General features: G+C 54.9%; 20 protein-coding genes and 2 tRNA genes. 6 read left to right on the top strand and 16 right to left on the bottom strand.

Annotated features, from left to right (window positions below; genetic code table 11):
* Nucleotides 1-4: 4 nt before the first annotated feature.
* From recJ to B2952_RS11325, 4 genes are read right to left on the bottom strand one after another with little or no spacing between them, the layout of a single operon-like run.
* Nucleotides 5-1,702 (bottom strand): single-stranded-DNA-specific exonuclease RecJ, encoded by a 1,698-nt coding sequence (gene recJ / locus B2952_RS11310; protein ID WP_290734242.1) that lies wholly within the window; start codon nucleotides 1,700-1,702, stop codon nucleotides 5-7.
* Nucleotides 1,702-2,823 carry an ATP-binding protein gene (locus B2952_RS11315; RefSeq protein WP_290728477.1) on the bottom strand — a complete coding sequence of 374 codons (1,122 nt, stop codon included), beginning with the start codon at nucleotides 2,821-2,823 and terminating at the stop codon, nucleotides 1,702-1,704. The genes recJ and B2952_RS11315 overlap by 1 nt, the downstream gene beginning before the upstream one ends.
* The gene (locus B2952_RS11320) at nucleotides 2,820-4,064 is read right to left on the bottom strand and encodes a murein hydrolase activator EnvC family protein (RefSeq protein ID WP_290734240.1); all 1,245 of its coding nucleotides are present in this window, start codon (nucleotides 4,062-4,064) and stop codon (nucleotides 2,820-2,822) included. The genes B2952_RS11315 and B2952_RS11320 overlap by 4 nt, the downstream gene beginning before the upstream one ends.
* Before the next feature lie 2 nt (nucleotides 4,065-4,066).
* A complete protein-coding gene (locus B2952_RS11325) occupies nucleotides 4,067-4,861 on the bottom strand; it encodes a cell division protein FtsX (protein ID WP_290734238.1) in 795 nt (264 codons plus the stop codon).
* 136 nt (nucleotides 4,862-4,997) lie between these two features.
* Between B2952_RS11325 and B2952_RS11330 the strand changes: the two genes are divergently transcribed.
* From B2952_RS11330 to B2952_RS11345, 4 genes are all read left to right on the top strand, one after another.
* Nucleotides 4,998-6,017, top strand: coding sequence for a CdaR family protein (locus B2952_RS11330; RefSeq protein WP_173381860.1), 1,020 nt, complete (start codon nucleotides 4,998-5,000; stop codon nucleotides 6,015-6,017).
* Nucleotides 6,014-7,021 (top strand): tRNA (adenosine(37)-N6)-threonylcarbamoyltransferase complex transferase subunit TsaD, encoded by a 1,008-nt coding sequence (tsaD, locus tag B2952_RS11335; RefSeq protein WP_173381861.1) that lies wholly within the window; start codon nucleotides 6,014-6,016, stop codon nucleotides 7,019-7,021. Before B2952_RS11330 ends, tsaD begins: the two co-directional genes overlap by 4 nt.
* A gap of 92 nt (nucleotides 7,022-7,113) precedes the next feature.
* Entirely contained in the window at nucleotides 7,114-7,569 is a 456-nt protein-coding gene (locus B2952_RS11340) for a hypothetical protein (RefSeq protein WP_173381862.1), read from the top strand.
* Nucleotides 7,570-7,608: 39 nt separating this feature from the next.
* On the top strand, nucleotides 7,609-8,466 hold the full coding sequence (locus B2952_RS11345; RefSeq protein WP_290734236.1) for a biotin--[acetyl-CoA-carboxylase] ligase: 858 nt from the start codon (nucleotides 7,609-7,611) through the stop codon (nucleotides 8,464-8,466).
* A 19-nt stretch (nucleotides 8,467-8,485) separates the two neighbouring features.
* On the opposite strand, the gene B2952_RS11350 is transcribed toward B2952_RS11345, so the two are convergent.
* The 6 genes from B2952_RS11350 to B2952_RS11375 form a co-directional block, all read right to left on the bottom strand.
* A complete protein-coding gene (locus B2952_RS11350; RefSeq protein WP_290734235.1) occupies nucleotides 8,486-9,469 on the bottom strand; it encodes a hypothetical protein in 984 nt (327 codons plus the stop codon).
* Between the two features lie 176 nt (nucleotides 9,470-9,645).
* Nucleotides 9,646-9,873: a hypothetical protein gene (locus B2952_RS11355; RefSeq protein ID WP_290734233.1), complete on the bottom strand. Its 228-nt coding sequence runs from the start codon at nucleotides 9,871-9,873 to the stop codon at nucleotides 9,646-9,648.
* A complete protein-coding gene (locus B2952_RS11360; protein WP_290726270.1) occupies nucleotides 9,860-10,753 on the bottom strand; it encodes a 4-hydroxybenzoate octaprenyltransferase in 894 nt (297 codons plus the stop codon). The genes B2952_RS11355 and B2952_RS11360 overlap by 14 nt, the downstream gene beginning before the upstream one ends.
* Nucleotides 10,747-11,319, bottom strand: a complete 573-nt coding sequence (locus B2952_RS11365; RefSeq protein ID WP_290728461.1) for a UbiX family flavin prenyltransferase — start codon at nucleotides 11,317-11,319, stop codon at nucleotides 10,747-10,749. The genes B2952_RS11360 and B2952_RS11365 overlap by 7 nt, the downstream gene beginning before the upstream one ends.
* A complete protein-coding gene (locus B2952_RS11370; protein ID WP_290734231.1) occupies nucleotides 11,316-12,017 on the bottom strand; it encodes a ubiquinone/menaquinone biosynthesis methyltransferase in 702 nt (233 codons plus the stop codon). The genes B2952_RS11365 and B2952_RS11370 overlap by 4 nt, the downstream gene beginning before the upstream one ends.
* A gap of 82 nt (nucleotides 12,018-12,099) precedes the next feature.
* Nucleotides 12,100-14,643, bottom strand: coding sequence for a CotH kinase family protein (locus B2952_RS11375; RefSeq protein WP_290734229.1), 2,544 nt, complete (start codon nucleotides 14,641-14,643; stop codon nucleotides 12,100-12,102).
* A 178-nt stretch (nucleotides 14,644-14,821) separates the two neighbouring features.
* Between B2952_RS11375 and B2952_RS11380 the strand changes: the two genes are divergently transcribed.
* A tRNA-Phe gene (locus B2952_RS11380) sits at nucleotides 14,822-14,894 on the top strand.
* Between the two features lie 111 nt (nucleotides 14,895-15,005).
* Here the strand turns inward: B2952_RS11380 and B2952_RS11385 are convergent.
* Nucleotides 15,006-16,196, bottom strand: coding sequence for an HD domain-containing phosphohydrolase (locus tag B2952_RS11385; protein WP_290726262.1), 1,191 nt, complete (start codon nucleotides 16,194-16,196; stop codon nucleotides 15,006-15,008).
* Nucleotides 16,197-16,279: 83 nt separating this feature from the next.
* Between B2952_RS11385 and B2952_RS11390 the strand changes: the two genes are divergently transcribed.
* A tRNA-Ser gene (locus tag B2952_RS11390) sits at nucleotides 16,280-16,360 on the top strand.
* 13 nt (nucleotides 16,361-16,373) lie between these two features.
* Here the strand turns inward: B2952_RS11390 and B2952_RS11395 are convergent.
* The 5 genes from B2952_RS11395 to mreC form a co-directional block, all read right to left on the bottom strand.
* Nucleotides 16,374-17,123: a ComF family protein gene (locus tag B2952_RS11395; RefSeq protein WP_173381869.1), complete on the bottom strand. Its 750-nt coding sequence runs from the start codon at nucleotides 17,121-17,123 to the stop codon at nucleotides 16,374-16,376.
* A 105-nt stretch (nucleotides 17,124-17,228) separates the two neighbouring features.
* Nucleotides 17,229-18,482 (bottom strand): rod shape-determining protein RodA, encoded by a 1,254-nt coding sequence (rodA, locus tag B2952_RS11400; protein WP_173381870.1) that lies wholly within the window; start codon nucleotides 18,480-18,482, stop codon nucleotides 17,229-17,231.
* Entirely contained in the window at nucleotides 18,479-20,323 is a 1,845-nt protein-coding gene (mrdA, locus tag B2952_RS11405; protein ID WP_290726258.1) for a penicillin-binding protein 2, read from the bottom strand. Before mrdA ends, rodA begins: the two co-directional genes overlap by 4 nt.
* Nucleotides 20,316-20,807, bottom strand: a complete 492-nt coding sequence (gene mreD, locus B2952_RS11410) for a rod shape-determining protein MreD (protein WP_173365564.1) — start codon at nucleotides 20,805-20,807, stop codon at nucleotides 20,316-20,318. Before mreD ends, mrdA begins: the two co-directional genes overlap by 8 nt.
* Nucleotides 20,797-21,537, bottom strand: coding sequence for a rod shape-determining protein MreC (mreC, locus tag B2952_RS11415; RefSeq protein ID WP_290734227.1), 741 nt, complete (start codon nucleotides 21,535-21,537; stop codon nucleotides 20,797-20,799). Before mreC ends, mreD begins: the two co-directional genes overlap by 11 nt.
* Nucleotides 21,538-21,585: the final 48 nt, after the last annotated feature.

Here is a 21,585-nt window from a genome sequence, read left to right on the forward strand (position 1 = left end):
TCCGCTATTCGATAGCCTTGATGCAAAGCTGCATGGTCTTCTTGTTGTTGAAGTAGTTCCACGAGGGCTCGAACACGATCGACACCTTCTTCCCCGCGCCCAGGAGCGACTTGCACTTCCGCAATCCAAAAGCGATAGCTGAAAAAACGGGGCTTCCCGCCTGGGAGACTTCCATCTGCAAGTGACCGCCGCGGAGTTCCTTCACACGGTGAACCGTCACGTCCGTCGCCTTGAGCACCGGATACGGGAAGTTTCCACCGAAGGGTTCCATCATGTCAAAATAGTCGAGAACCGTCCTGTCGATACGGTGACGGCTGCCCTCGACGACGAGTTCGCCCAAAGCAACCTGGATGTCATAGGCGTGGGACTCGTCCACGATTTCCGCATCGCCCGAATATCCCTGCTCCACCGCCGAAGCCTCGAGACGTTCGCGCAGTTCGCCAATCTTGTCCGTAGCCAGGGAAAAGCCCGCCGCATTGGCATGCCCGCCCCATCGGTCAAAAAGTTCCCGACAACTGAACAGGGCCTTGTGCCAGTTGAAACCGGGAACGGCGCGCGCACTCGCATGGGCGATACCGTCAACGACAGAAAGCACCGCCGCAGGCCGCATAAATTCCTGAGCCAATTTCGCCGAAACGATACCGATGACTCCCACATGCCAGTTTTCGCCATCGACCACAAGCACCTTCGGAATCTCGTCTCCATAGATTTCCTTCACGCGCTTCAGGGCCATTTCCGTGATTTCCGCTTCCTTCTGCTTGCGAAGCGCATTCCAGTCCTTGAGTTCGGAAAGGAGCGTCCCCGCAAGATTCTTGTCTTCGCACATCAAAAGCTTGAGTGCCGGATCCGGCTTTTCCATGCGGCCGGGCGCATTCAGGAGCGGGGCGACCTTGTACATCACGTCGATGCCGCCGACCATGCTGCCAGGTTTCATCAGCGAAGCGTAGAGCGCCTGGATTCCGGGCCAGCCGCTATTCTGCAACAGCCTGAGCCCCCGCTTCGTAAAGGCTCGATTCTCGGGTGTCATCTGCACGAGGTCGGCAAGAGTCCCGAGGGCTACAAGCTCCAGGAGCGATTCCGGGACCTGAATCTGCAGGCGTTCGTAGATGGCGCATATCAACTTGTACGAAACGCCGACGCCACAGAGTTCCGGATTGGGATAAGAATCCCCGTTCTGATGCGGATCCAAAAGGACATCGCAAGGCGGAAGTCCATCCCCCGAGGGCTGATGGTGATCGACAACCATCACGGACATGCCTAACGACTTCGCATGGGCGATTTCCTCGTTTGCCGTAATACCCGTATCGACCGTGAGAATGCAGCGTGCGCCCGCCTCATACATTTCGTCCACGGCCGAAATGGAAAGCCCGTAGCCATCGCCAAAGCGGTTCGGGAGCCGCCAGTCCGACTCGATTCCAATCTGCGAAAGGCTTCGCGACAGAAGAGTCACCGAGGTCATGCCGTCCAAATCGTAATCGCCGAAGATAAACACCTTCTGCTTTTTTCCCCGGACATCCAGCACCCAGCGCACGGCCTCTTCCATTCCCATCATGAGCCACGGAGAGTGTTCTGCGCCCGTTCCGTCCGAAAGAATCCGGTTTGCATCGACCGCATTGCATATTCCACGCGAAACCAGGAACCGCGCTACAAGATGCGGAATCTTGAGTTCCCGAGAAAGGGTCGATGCCACCGTATCGAGCATCACTTAAACCCCTCGAAAAGCTTGATGGACAGCGACTGCAGGCAGACCATCGGAGCCGAGCGTCGACTTGCGATGCGGGTCATCGTTTCCTGCACGGCCGAAAGGGCTAGTTCCAGAGCGCTCGCGTCGACCCTGGGGAAAGCGTCCATGTCCAATGCACCCGTCGTAGAGGCCAACCGCAACGGCGCATGCGCCTGCTTGCGCAAAAGGTCCGAAAGCAGAAACGAGAGCACTTCCAAAAAACGGTTCGCCTCGGCAGCATCTTCCAGCGATGCTTCGGCCAGGCTCGCAAACGCCTCGCTATACTCGTTGCGCAGGCTATAGACGACAAAATCCGCGGCCAGTTTACACCAGGGCGCAGCGCGGTTCATATAATAGAGAGCCTTGCCGGGCGAACCGACCGCAAGGCCCACCACGTCGTCCGAAAGTTCGGCATCTTCATCATCCCCCAAAACGCGCAGGGTCTCGCTGCGGACCTCGGCATCGGTCAGCGGCAACAGGTGCAACGCGAGGCAACGGGAGCGAATCGTCTGGAGCAGGCTTTCCCGCGAAGACGTCGTGAGGACAAAATACGTATCCGGAGGGACTTCCTCCAGAGTCTTCAGGAAGGCGTTCGCCGCAGAATCGTTCATCCTGTCGGCTTCCGCGATAATGACCACCCGGACCCGGTCGCCTTTCAAGGCAAAGGAGCCCGTCATGTTCCTCACCAGGTCCACGGAAATTTCGGCACCTGCACCGAACACATCGATGCGGTAGGGATTCTTGACGATTTCCTCGATGTAGGCCTGCTTGAAATCCTGCACCGTCTTCGCGACACTACCCGCCGACACTTCGTCCGCACTACGGGCATGCGCCTCCTTGGATTCCATCGGCAAGACCCAGTTGTCCGTAGCCCCAGGATCCATCGCCATCTTGCAGCCGAAGCACTTTCCGCACGGCCGCACGTTCGGGTCCGTGCACTGGAGCGCCTTCGCGATTTCCATGGCCAGGGCCTTCTTGCCGATGCCGCCGGGGCCGTCAATAAGTATGGCCTGCGGAAATCTGCATTCGCGAAGCGCCGCCATCACGCGGATGCGCTGGCGTTCCTGGGAAACCGGTCCATTCAGTCTATACTCGATCATTTCTGTTTCAACCACTGCAGGGGATCCACCGTCTGGGTCCCTTCACTAATTTGAAAGTACAATTTAATTCCATTTAGGCTTGCGATATCGCCCACTTCGCCAATTTCTTCGCAATTACGTACCGTTTTTCCCTCCTGGACGCGGATGGACTTCAGGTGTCCGTAGACGGAATAGGTTCCTCCCTCGTGTTCGATAATCACGGAGGGGCCGCGGCCATCGATTTCGGCAACCATGGCGACAGTTCCCGCCGCAGCGGCGCGGACCGACGCCCCGCGCTTACCGCGGATTTCCACCCCGAGATTCCGGGTCATAATGTGGAGGACCGGATGTTCCTGCAGGCCATACTGGCTTATGATATCGCCTTCGAGAGGCATGCACTTCGGTCCCTTGACCGAACCCGCAATCGTCTTCTTCGGTTTTTCGACAACCTTCTTCTCTTTCTGCTTCTTTTTCGCCCGTCGCGCCGCTTCGGCCTTGCGGGCCTCTTCCGCCTTCCTCGCCGCCTCGATCTCGCGCTTGCGTTTTTCTTCCAGTTTCGCGATAAGCGTCAGCATCAGTTTCTGGTTTCTTTCAAATTCCTGAAGGGCCCGCTGCTGCATCGCCTTGTCGTGCTTGAGGCTCAGGAGCATCTGTTCCTGGTTCCCCATCTGCGTCACAAGGCCCTTCTCTTCGCAAGCTTTCTTTTCACGCAACTTTCCCAAATCCGCCAGGTGCTCTTCCTCCTGCCGTTTCATCTCATCGCGTTCGGCCATCATCGCGGCAAGCGTTTCCACCTGCACCCGGTCCTCGTTCAGCACGTGATGCACCCAGTACGCCTCGCGCTGAGGGTTCCCTTCGCGCGTCAGGAGCTGGAAGAGCACCTCGGCATCGCTGTAGCGGCCGCTCACATACAGTTTCCGGATGCGGACCTTCATCGCCTCGCGACGCACGTGTATCTTCTGGTCCAGGGAATCGATGTCGTGCTGGAGCTGTTCTACCGCACGCTGCACCAGCGACTCGTTTTTCGAAAGCTCGTTGATATAGATGCGCGTCTGGTTCAGATTCTGGTCCAAAAGCGAAATCGTATTGATGACCCCCTTCTCTTCCGTCTCGAGCAGCACGAGCTCTTCGCGCTTCTTGGCAAGATCGGACTCCAGCTTTTTGAGGGCGTTCTTCTGCTCCCTGATCTGGGCTTCCGTCTTCTTCGGAGCCGCCACGGAAAGGCCAACAAATAAACACAGCAGTGCGACAAGCAGACGCATGGCTAGTCCCGTTCGTTCCGCTTGGCGAGGAGGAACTCCTGAACCGTACGATAACTGAAATAGGCCGAGAGCGCCGTCACCATGCACACGACAAGGGCAAGGAGAATACCGAGGCCCCCGGTATTTTCAGCAAGCATCGGCATGGCGCGCGCAAGGGAATTGACGACCGCCCCAAGCAGCAGGACCGACAGAGCGCTGCCGACAAAACCCTGCATCATCCCCTCAAGGACAAACGGGAACTCGATGAAGAAGGGACTCCCGCCCGCATACTTCATGTTCTCCACGAGAAGCTTCCTCGACATCAGCGACAGACGGACCGAATTGCAGATGATGAGCGAGAGCGTCACCAACAGCATGACGCTCAAGCAAATGGGCCAGAAAACCATCTTGAACTTCCATTCCGACACACGGGTCGCCCAAGCCACGGGAGCCTGCACCTCCTCGAACGACCCCTCCCTGGACAGCGCATTCATGACATCGACCAGGTCCGACGGGTTACGCGCACCCGGAACCAGGGTCATGCGGAAAAACGGAGGGATAGGATTCTCGTCGACAAGGTCCAGCATTTCGCCAGAAAAATGCCTACGGAAATCAGCCAGCGCCGAATCCGCGCTCACGAACTCGACCGAATCGATATTCCTGAAATGCTCGAGCCGGTTCCTGATGGCGCCAATCGAATCCGCAGCCACGTTCTCGGGCAAAAAAGCCTCGACCGTATAGAGCGACCCCTCGGCACGGAGGATGCGGAAAACACCGCCCAGGGCCGTAAGGGACGCCGCCAGCAGCAGCGAACTCAAAAAAATCGTAAGCAGCGACGGCAAAATGACCGTGCGATGTTGCCGCCACCCACGAAAAGATTCCGATATTAGATACCTTATCTGTCCGAACACGCATTGAATATAACTAAATTTAAGAGGGTCTCTCGGGGCATCTATGAAACATATCGCATTAAAGATTACGGCATTCATTTTCGGAATCGCACTGTGGCTCTATGTCATGTCACTTAACACCTTCAAGGTGACCATGGAAGTGCCCGTGCGCCTGGTCCGACTGCCCGAGCTGCTAGCCATCGCTTCCAAGCCGCCGCATTTCATGGAAGTCACGCTCGAGGGCGCCCCATTCGACCTGATGCGCCTCAAGTCAAAACTCAAGAACAACGATACGACCGTCGCCGCAATCATCGTCGACCTCCAGGATGCGGAGCTCGGTTCCATGCGCATGCACATCACCGACAAGAATTTTTCCGCGCCCGCCTTCCCGAACATCCGCTTTATCGAGCCGGACAACCAGCTCCTCTTCATCGACATTGACCTCGACACGCGAATCGTGCGCAACATCCCCATCCGTTCCATGTCCACCTTCGATGCGGCAACGGGCTACCTGCTGACGGACCTTCCCAAGATGACTCCCGACTACGTCACGGTTTCCGGAGCAAGGAACGTCATCACGCGCATCATCGAAATACCGACGGACTCGACCATCTTCGATTCGCTCAAGGCGGACACCACCTTCTCCATCCCCCTGGATTTCAAGCAGCTTCCGGCACACGTGACGCCGAGCGATTCCATCATCGATATCTCGGTCAGCATCCAGAAAATCGGCAAGAAAACCATCAGGAACGTCCCCGTGCAGCTCATCGGCATTTTCGAGAGAGGCGCATTCAGGCTCACCCCCGGAAGCGTATCCGTCGAGATAACCGGCGGCGAAAGGATTCTCGATTCCGTAAGCATCAACAACGTCAACCTCTTTGTTGAATACAACCGTTTCCAGATAGAAGACGTCGACAGCCTCGCGCCGACGGTAAAGCTGCAGCTCGGGTCGGATGTCAACCGCGAAATGTCCATCAAGGCAATCCAGCTCTCGCCAGACAAGGTCTCGCTCCAAAAAATCAAGTCAGAACCTGTCGCCCCGGCCGATTCGTTGAGCGAGGATTCCGAGGAGAAACTCGAATGATTTGGCTCGGCATCGAATCCAGCTGCGACGAGACCGCCTGCGCCGTCCTGCAGGACGAACCTCTCAAGGTCCTTTCGAACCCGCTCTACAGCCAGATTGACGAACACGCGCTGTACGGCGGCGTCGTTCCCGAAATTGCAGCTCGCGCCCACCTGCAAAAGATTGCCCCCATCGCGGAAGCGGCCGTCAGGGAAGCGGGCATCGGGCTCAAGGATATCGACGCAATCGCCTACACCACGGGACCGGGCCTCATGGGGCCGCTTCTTGTGGGAGCGAGCTTCGCAAAAGGGCTTGCGCGCGACCTCCAGATTCCCGCCTACGGCATGAACCACCTCGAAGGCCATCTCGCCGCCGCCTGGCTCAGCAACCCGGATATAGAGCCGCCGTTCCTCACGCTCACCGTCTCGGGCGGGCACACCGAACTCGTGATGGAAGAACCCGGATTCAGGTACACGAGCATCGGGCGCACCCGCGACGACGCCGCAGGCGAAGCGTTCGACAAATGCGGCAAGCTGCTCGGCCTCAAGTACCCCGCAGGGGCGACAATAAGCAGGCTCGGCCAAAACGGCAACCGCAAGTTCGTCGAATTTCCCCGAGCCCTCCATTCGCACGACAACTGCGAATTCTCGTTCAGCGGATTAAAGACTGCCGTGCTGCGCTACACCGAGACGCACGACCCGGAATTCATCCAAAAGAACCTGGGCGACATCTGCGCCTCCCTCGAAGACGCCATCGTTGGCAGCCTTGTGGAAAAAACAATCAACGCGCTCAAGAAGACCCGCATGAAGACGCTCGTCGTCGGTGGCGGGGTCAGCGCGAACGCATGGCTCAGGAACCGCCTCCAAGACTACTGCGGCCGCCACGGCATCCGTTTCTGCATCCCCGACAGGAGCCTCAGCACCGACAACGGGGCGATGATCGCCGCGGCTGCCATCCGCCGCAACCGCCAAGGGCAGCTCAAGTCCATCGACGTTGTAAAGCCCTGGATGCCGCTCGCACCGTAAAAAATGGATTTTCCATGCAGTTTCCGGGGATTTTACTCACAAACTTTTGCACGGCCCTCGCTTTTTAACAAACTTGAATTTATATTGTATCCATGACTATCCGGAATCCACATAGGGCTTTCTGCATCGCCGCCGTGATGGCCGCTGCTTTCGCCGTTTTCTCTTTTGCCGAAGACACCCCGAAGGATATTCCCCAGAACGTGAGTGACGCCCAAGTTTTCCGTCCCGAGAAGCGCGAGACGAAGGTCGAGCTCGTCGATTCCAGCAAGGCCAATTCCGTCTTCCTGAACGTGGACATCTTCGGCAGTCTGGACGTGCAGTCCTACTATATCCTATGGGACCGCATGGATATCTCCGACGACCTCAAGAAAATGATGACCACCCGCGACTTCGCCCGCGACGAGTTCTTCATGCAGAACATCGACCGCGAGCAGTTCGAACAGGAACGCATGCTGCAACTCTTCGAAGACCGCAAGCGCGAATTCTTTACCATCTTCCCCGAAGAGGCCCTCAAGGAACTGCAGGAACAGAAGGAAGACGAAGAATAGCTTGTCATCCCCGGCTTGTCCGGGGATCTTCATTTGAATATGTTTTCGCCCGAATCAAAATTTTCAGAATGGCACCTCGCGGGATTCGGCGACGCACCCGCATTCCTTTTCGATTCCATTGAAAGCACGCATAGCCTGATGAAGGCACGCGCCTCCGCGGGTGAAATCGTACCCGGCACGCTCATTGTCGCCGACACGCAAACAGCCGGCCGCGGGCGCCACGAACGCACATGGGCCTCCCCCGCAGGCAAGAACCTCTACTTCAATATCCTCATCCCGCTCGACGGAATTCCGCTTGCATCCGCACCGCAGATTACGCAGGTGGCAGCCATCACATTCGCCGAGGTGTTCCGCGACCTGCAAGACGGTTCCAACGCGCAGGGGCTCGGCAACAGGGATATCGGGAAAATCACTGTCAAGTGGCCGAACGACATCCTGTGCGGCAAGCACAAGTTCTGCGGGATACTCGCTGAATTAGTTTATATAAAAGGCACTCCCGCCATCAGCATGGGAGTCGGAATCAACGTGAACAGCGACCCCGCGGACTACGCGCACCTGGGCAGGGCCGTCACTACCCTCAAGGATATCTGCGGGCGAAGCGTCAACCGCGAAAAGCTGCTGCAGTCGCTTGTCGCAGGCCTGGAGCGCGCCATCGGGCAGTTCCGAGCCTTCGGGATATCGCCGTGGGTTGCCGCCTGGCGCAAGATGGACCAGTTTATAGGCGCGCGCGGGACTGTCATCGTGAACAACCGCTGCACCGACCAGAATCGCGACAGCGGCGCAGGCGCCATAAAGAAAACAGGCCGCATCATCGACATGAACGATGATGGCAGCCTGCTATTCGAATGCGACGACGGATCTACCGAAGTCGTTTATTCCGCCGATTTGGAAGTGTAGAGGCGGGAGCATTTGCCTTTTAAGGATACAACTTAATATTCCTCTTATTACATATAGTCACCAATTGTGACAAATCATTCGGATGAATCCGCTCTCCAGCGACAACCCTTTCCACATTCCATTTGAATAGAATATTGTTATTTTGAGCTTGCAACACACCCGGTTTAATAATCTGAAAACCATTTTCTTTCGTAAGTAAGCGTTCTTCTTTTAAGGGATTTCCCCCAAAAAAAGAATTACAATCATCAATCAACTTAGATCCCGTTGATTCATTCTTTTCAGAAGGATTTTTCCCAAACAAAACAATCCGTGATTCATCTTCCCAACTATATTTCTCTCTTTTATACATAGCTGCAAAACGCCGAAGACCCGTCGGGCAAAAACTCAACTGGTACTTCCTTCTTAGCATCCAATTTATTTCTTTCAGATAATCATACAAATAGCCTGTATCATAAACTATTCGTCCATAATTAAAGTCTATGCACTGGTTCAGACGAGCTTTGAATTCAAAGGAATATTCAATACAAACCCCCATCGCGAAATTCGCATACTCTTTCCAATGCCTAGTTTTATTAAAAGTATTGGTGAGGCAATAAATATATGTATTCTCACGATCAAAATCTATTGGCAGCTTAGACTGATATAATAAAGTCTTTCCTTTCACATAACCATTTGGAATGAATGGTTCGAAAAAACCAACCCTATGAAAGAACTCCGAATATTCGCTATAATCATTATCTTCATTCTTTTCCAGTGAAGTGAAATATAAAACATCATTACTCAGCATATCTATCGCCCTTTGCGCACTTTTATAGGCATAGACATCTACTAATTTTGCAGTGTTATTGAAATAAAAATTCTTTTTGAACGGGCAATCACCTATTTTCTCAAAACTAAGGAGTCCATTAGAAGACACATCTATCATTTGCGGAGTAATAGATATATCAACATTGTATTTTTTTAGTATCGTATTGATATCATCACAGATTTCAACCAAATTCATATTCTGAACCATCCTTTTTAGTCTAAATCTACTTTATTTTATTTATAATCCAACACCCAAAGTAAAATATTTTCATACAAATTTCTTATACAACGTTGTTTACAACAAACAACCCACAAAAAAAAGCCCCAACCACAAGGCCAGGGTTCTATTTCAGCATTCCACAAGAACGCTTACTACAATTTCCGCTTAAAGTACATGCTCCCGACAAGCGACACGGCGAGCACCACAATCATCGCGGTGAGCCCCATCTCGGCAAGCGGAGTCTTGTCGCCCGCAACGCCCGACTCGATAAGCACCACGAACACGAGCGCAATCACCGCACCCACGGAACCCATCTGCTGGAACATCTTGACCTTATCTTCGGTCGTAAACTTTCCGTCGGTCTTCTTAATAAAGGGCATTGACATCCCCTCCCATGCAAATCCACACGATGAGCCCAGCCATCACGAGTACGCTTATGGCGACATTCGCCAGGAAGAAATCGCGGTTCATGGCGTCGAGATCGTCGGACTTGCGGAACAAATGTATATAGAGCACGGCGGCGGTCATGAGCCCGGTCACAACCCACCAGGGAATGCCCATATTCCACACGAACCCGAACGCGACGCACAGGGCGAGCATCGCGACATGGCTCCAGAAGGCAATCTGCAAGGCGCGCTTGCGGCCAAAACGCGCAGGCACAGAATGGAGCCCCATCTGGCGGTCGATTTCTTCGTCCTGCGTGGCATAGATGATATCGAAACCGCCCATCCAGAGCATGAGAATCACGAGCAAAAAGATTGGGAACACCGCAAACTCCCCACGGATAGCAATCCAGGCGCCGAGCGGGCTCATCCCTATCGCAAAACCCAGGAACCAGTGGCATAGCCAGCTGAAACGCTTCCAGTAGGAATAGGAAAGCAGCAAAAGCCATACAGGCAAGGCGAGCAGGCCCGCGAGGGGCTGCAGCAGGAACGCGAACGCAACGAACAGCACGCCGTTTATGGCAAGGAACGCAATTACCGATTTTTTTGAAAGGCGGCCCGCAGGCAGGTGGCGCTTCGCCGTGCGCGGGTTCTTCGCGTCGATATCGGCATCGGCGATACGGTTGAAACTCATCGCGCTATTGCGGGCGGTCACCATGCAGCCGACAATCAGGAGCACGATGCGCGCGGTCTCGGCAGCGGTCATGTCGCGGAACCCGTTCGCCGCCACCCACATGGAGCCGAGCGCAAACGGCATCGCGAAAAGCGAGTGGCTAAAGCGCACCATGTGCCCGAATTCTAATATCTTCTTCAGCATACGTTTCCGTTCCAGGGTTTAACAATCCCGGCGCACTCCTCACCCGACGCCGCACCCAGATGCTTCAGGATTTTCGCAACGACGGTATCTACCAGTTCCTCGATACTTGCAGGGCTGCTGTAGAACTGCGGCGAGGCCGGCACAACAATCGCACCCGCGCGGGTCACGCGCGCCATGTTCTCGATGTGGATGAGGTTGTAGGGCATCTCGCGCGGAACAATCACCAGCGGGCGACGCTCCTTCAGGCAAACATCCGCACTGCGTACCAGCAGGTTGTCCGACGTCCCCGCAGCAATGCGCCCGAGCGTTCCCATGGAACACGGCACCACCGCCATGCCCGCATAGTCGGCAGAACCGCTCGCGCATTCCGCAAAAAAATCATCGACGTCGAAGGTCTTGTCCACAAGGTCAAAAAGCGCCTTCTGCCCCTCGTATTCCACGACTTCGCGGCCGGGCGCCGTCACCACGAGCGAAACCTCATGCCCGAGGCGCTTCAAGTACCTCGCCGTGCGCGTCGCATAGATTGCCCCGCTCGCACCTGTCACCCCAAGGATATAGCGGCTCACGCATCACCTCCCGCCAGCATAGACTTCCGGCGCAGAAGCACGCGATACGCCACCCCGAAAAAGCAGGGTTTCACATGCACAAGTTCGAACCCGTTCCTTTCGGCGAGCGCGACAAAGTCCTTGACCGGCAAAAAGCGGATAATGGAATTCACCAGATATTCATACGCATCGCGCTTGCTGAAAAACGCTCCCAGCACCGGGATAAACAGCGGGGCGAGCACCTTGTAGAAGAACTTGTTGAACACGTTCCGCGGGGAGAAAAATTCAAGCACCTGCAGGTAGCCGCCCGCACTAAGCACGCGCGCGGATTCCTTCAGGCCGCCCTCGGCATCGGGCAAGTTGCGCATCCCGAACCCGTTCAGAATCACGTCGAACGCGCCATCCGCAAACGGCATCTTCATCGCATCGAGCTGCACGGGAACAGCCGCAGTCTTCTTGCCCGCGGCGCCCTTCAGCATGCCATAAGAAAAATCGCCCAGAATGGCGACATCCTGCACGCCATTGAACTTCTCGTACGTAACCGCAAAATCACCCGTACCGCCACACAGATCAAGAAGGCGCTTTCCGGGACGCAGCCGCCGGATTTCGCGGCAGCACGTACGGCGCCACAGGATATCCTGGCCACAACTCAAGAAGTGGTTCAAGAAATCGTAGCGGTTCGCGATACCGTCGAACATCTTTCGCACGGGGCTCATCATGCATCCAAATTTAGAAATATCCCACGATAAACAAAAAGCGCGGGCGACAAGCCCGCGCAAATCCATCGTCAAGCCAACGACATTACTTGAAGTTTGCCGTAACCGACAGTCCTTCCGCAATCGTCGCACGGCACTTCTCCGGGGCGCCCTCCACGGGAGTGCATCCCGACCAGCCGGTAAACACGGACCCGCCCGAAGTGACCGCAGTGAGTTCCATTTCGACACCGCTGAAGAACTTGCCCGAGTACTTGGTCGAAGTCGCTGTGCTTCCGGGGAGTTTCATCCCGTCCATCAGCACCATACCATTCCCGTTCGAGGAAATCGACACGTTGACGGAACCGCCAATTTCGGAGAATTCGGACTTATACTGACCCACAATTTCTTCGTCACGAGACTTCGCCCAGTCGGTAATGCGCTCATAATGAACCGTAAAGCCATCGTCATAATAGCGATTCTTCTGGCCATTCGTCGACAGATCCCTTTCTGCTTCCGAAGCGTCGATCGAGCCCGCCATCTTTGCACGGACCTTTTCGACCACATTGGCATTCAGGTAATTCTCAAACATTACCGCAGAGTGGTTGATGAACAGGCGCCTGAAGTCAGGGTTCTTGATGAGGCGCGTGTAGAGCACATGGAAGCAATGGGCCTTCTCGCCCGTAAATTCCTTGTCGCTACCCGTATAGCACTTTCCGTTGCTACGACCACCCTGCTTGACCCAGTTGAACATGTTCGTGCTCTGGCCAAAGCCCTGTACGCCCCACTTCCAGTCAAAGCCATGGTCCAGGTCGTAAATCATGAACTTCCAGGGATTGTCCGGATTGCGCCAGGCACGCACGTTGTTGTTGGGCCAGTCGCCGTTATGGACATACATCTCGGCAATCATGTAGTCTGCAAAGTTGCCTACATCCATAATTCCCTTTATGTATTCGTAGTCAGCGTTGTTTTCACCACTGAAGTCGTGAGCGGCAACGTATTCCAGCATCGCGACGTAGTCATCGATAGTACCGTTACTCGCTTCGATTTCTTCGCCCAGGTGCTTGATGAAATTGACACTGGAGGCATCGATGCCGTAGTTCGTTTCCACATAGTTCTTGTTGAAACGTTCGCGCATGTCGTGGATACCGCGGTATTGGCCATTGTAGAACACCACCACCTGACGGCTGCGCTGGAAGTCGACGCTGCTTCCGTCAAGAATGGCACCGCCCAGGGCATCGGCAAAGTAGTCGCTCACGAAGCGGTTTCCGTTATTGCGCAGGTTGAATCCCTTGTACTTGTCGCTTCCGCCCTTGCTTACCTTGAGAGCGTCAAACAGCGGGTAATGCAGCCAGGTTCCACCGAACTCCTCGCGCATCACGATAGCGACGGACTTCTTGCGTTCCATGCGGCTCCAGCCACCCATCAGGGAAATACCGCCGTTGACTTCCCAGGTCTTTTCCTTGGTGTTGCTGCCCTTGTCGTAGAATTCCACATGGACAGGATATTCGCCGGTGCTATCCGGGTATGCCTTGTTAGGAGCATACATCAGGTCGCCGTCCATATTGGGTTCGCCGCCATCCGTTTTCTTATAATACAGTTCGAAGAATCTCGGATTAACGCTCACCGACACCACGGGCATATTTATCGATTCGCCGATAAAGTACGTATTCGTCACCGATTCAGTCGTCAAATACCCTTCCTTGTAGGCCGCGCAGCGGAGAACCGTCGTCTGGCTAATCGTGATAGGCGAGTTGAACTCTTCGGAGTTCTTCGTAGGCACGGAACCGTCACGGGTGCAGCGCACCTTGATTCCGTTCGAAACAGACGGAGGATTCAGGGTGACCGGTTCGTTGTAGAAACCGCCCTGCGCACCGGAGAAGGTAAACTTGGGAGCAACGCCTTCGTAGGCGGTAGAGGCCGTATTCGGCTTTTCGGGAGTCGGCTTATCGAAATACTTCCAGGCACCGCCGTCGACAATGCCCCAGCTCATCCCGACCGTCATCGCCGGATAATGCACCGAGTCACGAATGCCATAATTCGCGTCAATCAAGTAAATCGAGCCGCCAGCCTTTTCAAGCTTCCAGTTCGTATGGGTGCGCTTATGATAGTTCTTCGCATCGCCTCCGTCAAGCACGGCAGCAACGTTGTTCTTGTCGCAGAAAACAGTGCGGAAGGATTTCGGGGCAATCAGTTCGTCACCGAAGACCCACTTGCGCGGCTTTTCAAGATTTTCGACAAGCGAATAACCCTTCAAGTTCGCAGCCTCGGTGCCGGCATTATAAATTTCGACCCAGCCCGGATCGTCGCCGTTTTCATCGAGCCAGTCAAGGTTGACCGGGGAGACTTCAGTAATCACCAACGCAGAATTCCCTTCCCAATGGGGAATCGTATCCTTGGGAACCGGATCGACAACAATGACATAGATTGTATCACCCGTATCCGGGTCAATCGTCCGAACGCTATCGCCGCCAACAGACGAACTTGAGCCATCCTTGCCGCCTTCTCCGGAAATCTTTCCATCCGAAACGGAACCAGAAGAATTTGGCGGAGGGCCCACAACATCGGAGCCTTCATCACCACCGCATGCGTAGAATCCACAGGCAAGCACGCCGACAAGCAACGTATTCCAAATCTGTTTTTTTAAGCGCATAAAACTAGCCTATAAAAATGTTGACGCCTTAAGGACGACAAGCGCCCCTAAAACACCCGTTCAAAATATCCCACCTTAAATTTAGAAGAATATGAGCCAAAATCAAAATTTTTTCGGTAATATTCTATTTACCCTTGACAACAATCACATTTTCTTCTATCTTTGGGTCTACCAAAATGGTTCTGTAGCTCAGTTGGTAGAGCAGTGGACTGAAAATCCGCGTGTCGTTGGTTCAATTCCAATCGGAACCACGAAAACCCCGACGAAAGTCGGGGTTTTTCTTTTTTTGCTAAAAAAATTTTAAGTGCAAAAAAAGGCGGTTTTTACAAGAAAACCGCCAAAACATCCTTAACGGAGCCCGCCTAGACGGCGACAGCCTCCATTTCGGCGCGAATTTTACGGAAACAGCCGAAGATATCGTCCCAATTCTTCACGAGCACGTCCACCAGCTCCGGTTGGAACTGCATTCCGCTCTGCTTGATGAATTCTTCCTTGACCTTCTCCTCGGGCCAAGCCGACTTGTAGCAGCGCGGACTCGAAAGGGCATCCAGCACGTCAGCAACGGCGCATATACGGCCCGCCAGGGGGATTTCTTCGCCCTTGAGGCCCCTCGGATAGCCCTTGCCATCCCAACGCTCATGGTGCGCCCCCGCAAGCGAAGCGGCGAACACCAGCAGTTCGCGCTTGGATTTAAGGAGGATCTGCTCGCCAATCTGGGCATGGGATTTCATTACGGCATATTCTTCGTCGGTAAACCGCCCCGGCTTGTTGAGAATCGCATCGGGAATGCCCACCTTGCCCAGGTCGTGCATCGGGGCTGCAAGACGTATGCGCTGGGCTTCCTGTTCGGGAAGACCGTAGTAGACCGCCAGCTTGTAAGAGATCTCGGCCACGCGCTGGATATGGTCCCCAGTTTCGCGGCTCCTGGATTCGGATACGTCGCCCAAGATATGGATCAGTTCCTTCTGGGTCGCTTCCAGTTCAACCTTCGCGGCCTCGAGCTCTGCGGTAAGGGTAGCCGATTCAATCGTCTTTGCGGAATAGACAGCCGTAAGCGCAAGGCGTTCCAAGTCCTGCTTCGAGAAAACAGGAGTCTCGCCCTGCTTGTTGATGGCCTGGTAGACACCCATCACCTTGCCAGCCCCGTTCATCAGGGGCACGGTCATCACCGACGTGGTGTGGTAGTGCGTCTTTTCGTCGCTACGGTGATCGAAGCGTTCGTCCTTGTAGGCGTCCTCGACCAAAAGAGCCTCGCCCGTTTTCACGGAATGGCCCACGAAACCAGCAGTAATGGGAATACGGAGCTCATTCACGCCATGGGCGACTTTCGTCCAGAGCTCGTTCTTGTCTTCATCGATAAGCCAGAGAGAACAGCGATCGGCCCGGACAAGCGAACGTCCGAGATCCGCCATGAGAACCAGAAGGTTCTGCAGGCTACGCTCGGCAGCAATTTTCGGCATGTAGGAGAACAGTAAATCGAGAATCCTATCCGAATCCTGTTTGCTCTCTGCCGTTCCGACAATATTCATCAAATCTTGCGCATTCGATTCCATAGCCCAAAGATAGTTATTATTCACAAATTCATCAAAAACAATTGACGAAACTGCTTTTCTTTTTTATTCTTTGCGCTGAATTCGGAGGAATAGGCTAATTGGTAAGTCAGCGGTCTTGAAAACCGCCGCCGTAAGGCTTGGGGGTTCGAGTCCCTCTTCCTCCGCTAAAACGCCCCGTCATCCGGGGCTTTTTTCTTTGCCAAACCCAATCCAGCGGGCATCCCATTCCATCTCGCAATCCGCCGCGTAGTCCATCACCGCCGAAGCCGGTTCGTCGTAAAGTAACGTACAAACTTTCAAAACCAGCGGGAAATCCTTTCCGAAGGCGGCAATGCACGACATCGTTGTCGCCCCCGTCGTATAGACGTCGTCAACGACAAACACAGTCCCCGTCCGCGGCAGCCGCGAAGGAAGCCTCGGAATAAAAGCTCCGGCGACATTCCACTCCCGCTCCTCTCGCGAAAGCTTCGTCTGCGACACTCGGAAATTCGACCTTGCAAGCCAGCGGCACACCCGACCGCCAAAGCGCGAGGCAAGCGCCGCGGCAATCCGTTCCGCCTGGTTGTAGCCGCGTTCCCTGAACCTCGACGGGTGAAGCGGGACCGGGACAAAATAGAACGGCCTAGCAAGTTCCTTCATGCTGTCGGCGACCTCCCCCCGACCAACAGCCGAAGACCGACCGACCAGGTATCTCGCCATCCCCGGTAAATTCCTGTACTTGAGCGCATGAATCAGCCGTCGCGTCAGCGGACGCATCGGGAACAGGCAGGCGACATCCGGCCCCGGAAACGAAGGCTCCTTCGCCTCGCGCCCAAGTTCCTCACGGCAAGCAGGGCAAAGCCAAGGGTCCAGCCGTTCCGAAGCGCACCCGCATCCCAGGCATTCCATTCCAAAGACAAAATTCGAAATATTTCTCGCAATATTCATCAAAGACCGTCCTTCTATTACTAAAAACGGTCAAAACGGCAAAACGTTACCTTTTGCCTCATTTTTTTTTGCAACTCGCCTTAAACCCGCCCCGAATTCCGGGCGTTACTGACGACCGCCCTGGTAGCGCATGCAAAGGATGCCGCCGACCAGCACCATGCAGGTCACGGCGAAGGAGCCGCCATACGAAAGGAACGGGAGCGGAAGCCCTGTCACAGGCATGAGCCCGACCGTCATCGCGATATTCACGATGATGTGGAACAGGAATATCGTACAGGCGCCCATGGTAGCGAGCGTAATGAACGGATCGGAGTACAGCTTGCACGCCGAGGAGGCGCGCCACAAGAAAAGCACATACAGCGTAAGTACGGCAAGGCAGCCCATGAAGCCGAACTGCTCGCCGAGCACGCTAAAAATAAAGTCCGTATGCCCCTCCGGCAAAAAGGCAAGGTTCGTCTGCGTGCCGTTACCGAATCCCTTCCCGGTAAGGCCGCCGGAACCTATGGCCGTCATGGACTGCAGCACCTGGTAGCCATCGCCCATGGGGTCGCTCATCGGATCCAGGAACGTATTGACGCGTTTCTGCTGGTGTGGCTCAAGCATGCCCCATGCCATCGAACTGGCATATCCCGCCAGAATGTTCGCAAGCAAGAAAAACACCGTAAGCACCTTGGGCAGTTTCCTCCGCACCAGGGCGAAAACGACCGCGCAAATCAGCATGCCCCACAGCACCTGGAAAATAGTCGTCTGCGAATGCGACAGGAGTACGGACAAGACAGGGCTTGCAAGCAAGAACATATCCGTAAACGTCAACCCCGCAAAGAAGAATCCCATGTAGGTGACCGCGATAAAGACAAGCGCCGTGCTCAAATCCGGCTGTTTCAGCACCAGTGCAAAGGGGACGATAAAGAGCAGGAACGGAATCACGAACGTCTTGATTTTGAACAGGCTGACCGGATGCCTGGACAGCCAATAAGAAATCGTGAGAAGATACGAGATCTTGGCAAACTCCGAAGGCTGCAACTTGAAAAGTCCAAGGTCAATCCAGCGGCCGGCCCCCTTTACCACGTCTCCCGCCACAAACAGAACCACCAGAAGAAGCACAAGCGAAATGGCATAAAGCGGAACCGTAATGCGCTTCAGCCAGTCAATCTTGAGGAAAACGATTCCGGCAGCAAGTACACAGCCGCCCACAAAATAAATAATCTGCTTAAACCAAAGCGTTTCGTAAAAAGCAATCTCGTCGCTCGCCGTCGCGGAGTAGACAAGGCAGATGCCGCAAGTCATAAGCGCAAGCGTAATAGCCAAGAACAACCAATCGACCCTCAGCGAGACATCAAGGAAAGACTTAGAACTCATTTTTCCTCCTCGTCAAGTCCAAAGTAGGCCATGAGGACTTTCCTTGCTACAGGCGCCGCTTTCGAGCCGCCGCCACCGGCAGCCTCCAGAATCACGGCGACAGCGATTTGCGGGTCGTAGAGCGGAGCGACAGCCGCATACCACGCATGCGTTTTCTCCCCCTTCTTCCATTCGCCCGAACCGGTCTTTGCGCCCACACGGATGCCCGGAATCGCACCACGCTTTCCCGTTCCACCCGGATGGTTGACCACGGAATCCATGGCAGCCAAAAGTACCCGGTGCGTTTCCGGTTTCATCTTGCCCGAACGGATAATCTCAGGCTCGTAGCGTCGCACGACATTTCCCTGCGAATCCCGAAGTTCCTTCATAAAATGCGGACGGTACACGCCCTTGTTCGTCGCAAGCGAACCGATGAAAGTCGCCTGCTGCAGCGGAGTCACCAGCTGTCCCTGCCCAATCGAGAGGTTCAGGATAAGCCCACGCGCCCAACGCCACCCCACACGTTTGTTCCTTGCGTTGAACGAAGCGGAATCCGGAAGCCAACCGCTCTTTTCTCCGGGAATGTCGATACCGAGCGGCTCCTCGCCATAACCAAAGCGGCGTGCAAACTCGTTAATACGAGCCATGTCGATTTCCAAACCCGCCTGGTAAAAGAAAACGTCGCAAGAAAGCCGGATGGCATTTACCACGTTCAGGTTCCCGTGGACACCCCAGCATTTCTGGTAGCGCACTCCGTACTGGAACCCGCCCGTACAGGACTTTGGATAATACTTGGATTCGGACAGGATTCCGCTTTCAAGGCCCGCACCCGCCGTCACAAGCTTGAATACGGACGCCGGAGGATAGACACCCGAAACAGCCCTGTTCGTAAGCGGACGCAGGGAGTCCAGAGCAACCTGCGCCCAACCCTTATTGCGCTCACGCTTCTTGAGCGAGAAGATGTTCGGGTCAAGCCTCGGGGAACTCACCATGGCAAGGATCTCGCCATTCCGGGGGTCTATAGCGACCAAGGCCCCCCTCACGCTGTCGGGAATCGCCGCCTCCGCGGCCTTCTGCAACTTCAAGTCTATCGTCGATACCAGGTGATACCCCGGAACCGGAGCCATTCCCTCAACCGCCCGCGGCGAGCCAACCTCTCGGCCAAAAGCATTTACTTCCACAAGCTTCACGCCATTCTTGCCGCGGAACTCCGCATCGTATTCCTGTTCCAAGCCCTTCTGGCCAATGCGATCGCCCTGCGAGTATCCTTCGAACGCGGGCAATTTCAACTGCTCTTCGGAAATTTCACTCGTGTAGCCAAGCACATGCGACGCAAGCGTCCCATATGGATAATCGCGCCTCGATTCCGTAAGCGTCACGACTCCCGGAAGCTCGGACGAATGTTCCTCTATCACGGCCACCTGCTCGGGAGACGCATCCTCCAGAATGCGGATGGGCCTGTTCTTTATCCAGCGGGTCCTCTGGAACGCCGTATCCAGCGAAAGGGAATCGAACACGCGGGCGCCATTCTTGTCCTTGATTCCCAGGAGCAGGTTGAAGACAGAGTCACGGCCTTCCTTTTTTCGCGGAAGGTGAAGCGCCTGCAATGCAATCTGGAAAGACGGACGGTTGCGCACCAGGACTTCCCCGTTGCGGTCATAGATATAACCGCGTTCGGCAACAAGCTCCACGCGACGCAAGCGGTTTTTCTCGGAGCGCTTGAAGTTCTCGTCGTAATGGGTATGCTGTAACGAATAGAGCCTGCAAAGCAGCACTATGACCAGGACAACAACCCCCGCCATAAACACAAGGATATTCCAGTTCCTCGTCTGGACGCTGTCGTTGTCCGACAAACTACGCATGTTTCTTTTTCTTCCCGATGGACAAATGGAAGACCACCGCACCAACAGCCATCGTATACGCGCATTCAGGAAGCGTCTTGGAGAAGAACAAGTTCGTAACGACATCCTTCTCGAGCCCCGTCAAGAAGAAGTAGAGCATATCGCAAAGCATGAATCCAAAACCGAGGACACCGATCTTCGCAGGTAAATTAAGCGTCAAGAACCTTTCTTCCAACTGCCCCACCAAGAACCCGAGCGCCGTCAGCGAAATCGTATTCGCGCCGAGCCATTCCACCGGAGCATATACGTCCTGCGTAAATCCGGCAAGGAATCCCCAAAGCACACCGGCTGCAGGTCCATGCTTGATTGCAATAGAAACGACAAGAATGATTACGAAATCGGGGCCCGCACCAAAAATCTGAAGCCATTCCGCCACCGTTGTCTGCAAGGCGAAGCAGACAAGGAACAGGATGAACACACGCAGCCATTTCCAGTTACTGTTCATCAAGAAGCTCCTGGATAATCCATTCCGGTTCCTTTTCCATCACGAATACTTCTTCAAGCGAAGAAAACTCCTGGAAAGGCGCGACATCCATCTGCCGCATCACGTCGAGGTCGGATTTGCGCACAGCCTTCACCGTACCCACAGGAATCCCCTTGGGGAAAATGCCGCCAAGCCCGGACGTTATCAGGGTATCCCCTTCCTTGACTCCCGCATGCGAAGGGATCATGGCCGTAAGCAGATGCCCGTCTACAGACTCCAGGAACCCGACCACGCGAGACTTGCGTTCGAGCACAGACAACTTAAGGTTCGGGTCGACGAGCAGCTGGACACGGGAATGCGTATAGGCCGCTTTCGTAATTTTTCCGACCAGGCCGTTCATCGAGAACACGGGCATGTTTTCCTTCACCCCATGCGAAGAGCCCCTGTTTATCACGAGCGTCGTGAGGAACCTTCCCGGATTGTGTCCCACTACACGCGCAGTCACAATGGGATAATCCCACTTGTCATCAAACCGGACCAACGTGTGCAGTCGAGCCAATTCCTGCAACCCCTCACTTGCATAGTAGGTTTCCTGCCGCAGGCGCGCATTTTCCTCTTTCAGGTGCTGGTTCTCCGCCGTCACCGACCGAACCGAATTAACAGAAGAAATAATCACCTGCGCCGGATAAAACACCGTCCCCAGCGCCGAAGAGACAATGCTCTCGCGCACGCTCAGCGGAGCCTGCCGCATCAGGAGTCCTACCAACAGGAAAAAGGCAAAAGCGATAACGCCATGCCT

The sequence above is a fragment of the Fibrobacter sp. UBA7003 genome (assembly GCA_002449765.1).
Lineage (GTDB): Bacteria > Fibrobacterota > Fibrobacteria > Fibrobacterales > Fibrobacteraceae > Fibrobacter.

Coding starts and splice junctions, on each gene's coding strand:
- recJ (WP_290734242.1), bottom strand. CDS start 1,702: ATGCTCGATACGGTGGCATCGACCCTTTCTCGGGAACTCAAGATTCCG.
- B2952_RS11315 (WP_290728477.1), bottom strand. CDS start 2,823: ATGATCGAGTATAGACTGAATGGACCGGTTTCCCAGGAACGCCAGCGC.
- B2952_RS11320 (WP_290734240.1), bottom strand. CDS start 4,064: ATGCGTCTGCTTGTCGCACTGCTGTGTTTATTTGTTGGCCTTTCCGTG.
- B2952_RS11330 (WP_173381860.1), top strand. CDS start 4,998: ATGAAACATATCGCATTAAAGATTACGGCATTCATTTTCGGAATCGCA.
- tsaD (WP_173381861.1), top strand. CDS start 6,014: ATGATTTGGCTCGGCATCGAATCCAGCTGCGACGAGACCGCCTGCGCC.
- B2952_RS11340 (WP_173381862.1), top strand. CDS start 7,114: ATGACTATCCGGAATCCACATAGGGCTTTCTGCATCGCCGCCGTGATG.
- B2952_RS11345 (WP_290734236.1), top strand. CDS start 7,609: ATGTTTTCGCCCGAATCAAAATTTTCAGAATGGCACCTCGCGGGATTC.
- B2952_RS11350 (WP_290734235.1), bottom strand. CDS start 9,469: ATGAATTTGGTTGAAATCTGTGATGATATCAATACGATACTAAAAAAA.
- B2952_RS11355 (WP_290734233.1), bottom strand. CDS start 9,873: ATGCCCTTTATTAAGAAGACCGACGGAAAGTTTACGACCGAAGATAAG.
- B2952_RS11360 (WP_290726270.1), bottom strand. CDS start 10,753: ATGCTGAAGAAGATATTAGAATTCGGGCACATGGTGCGCTTTAGCCAC.
- B2952_RS11370 (WP_290734231.1), bottom strand. CDS start 12,017: ATGATGAGCCCCGTGCGAAAGATGTTCGACGGTATCGCGAACCGCTAC.
- B2952_RS11375 (WP_290734229.1), bottom strand. CDS start 14,643: ATGCGCTTAAAAAAACAGATTTGGAATACGTTGCTTGTCGGCGTGCTT.
- B2952_RS11385 (WP_290726262.1), bottom strand. CDS start 16,196: ATGGAATCGAATGCGCAAGATTTGATGAATATTGTCGGAACGGCAGAG.
- B2952_RS11395 (WP_173381869.1), bottom strand. CDS start 17,123: ATGAATATTGCGAGAAATATTTCGAATTTTGTCTTTGGAATGGAATGC.
- rodA (WP_173381870.1), bottom strand. CDS start 18,482: ATGAGTTCTAAGTCTTTCCTTGATGTCTCGCTGAGGGTCGATTGGTTG.
- mrdA (WP_290726258.1), bottom strand. CDS start 20,323: ATGCGTAGTTTGTCGGACAACGACAGCGTCCAGACGAGGAACTGGAAT.
- mreD (WP_173365564.1), bottom strand. CDS start 20,807: ATGAACAGTAACTGGAAATGGCTGCGTGTGTTCATCCTGTTCCTTGTC.
- mreC (WP_290734227.1), bottom strand. CDS start 21,537: ATGCGGCAGGCTCCGCTGAGCGTGCGCGAGAGCATTGTCTCTTCGGCG.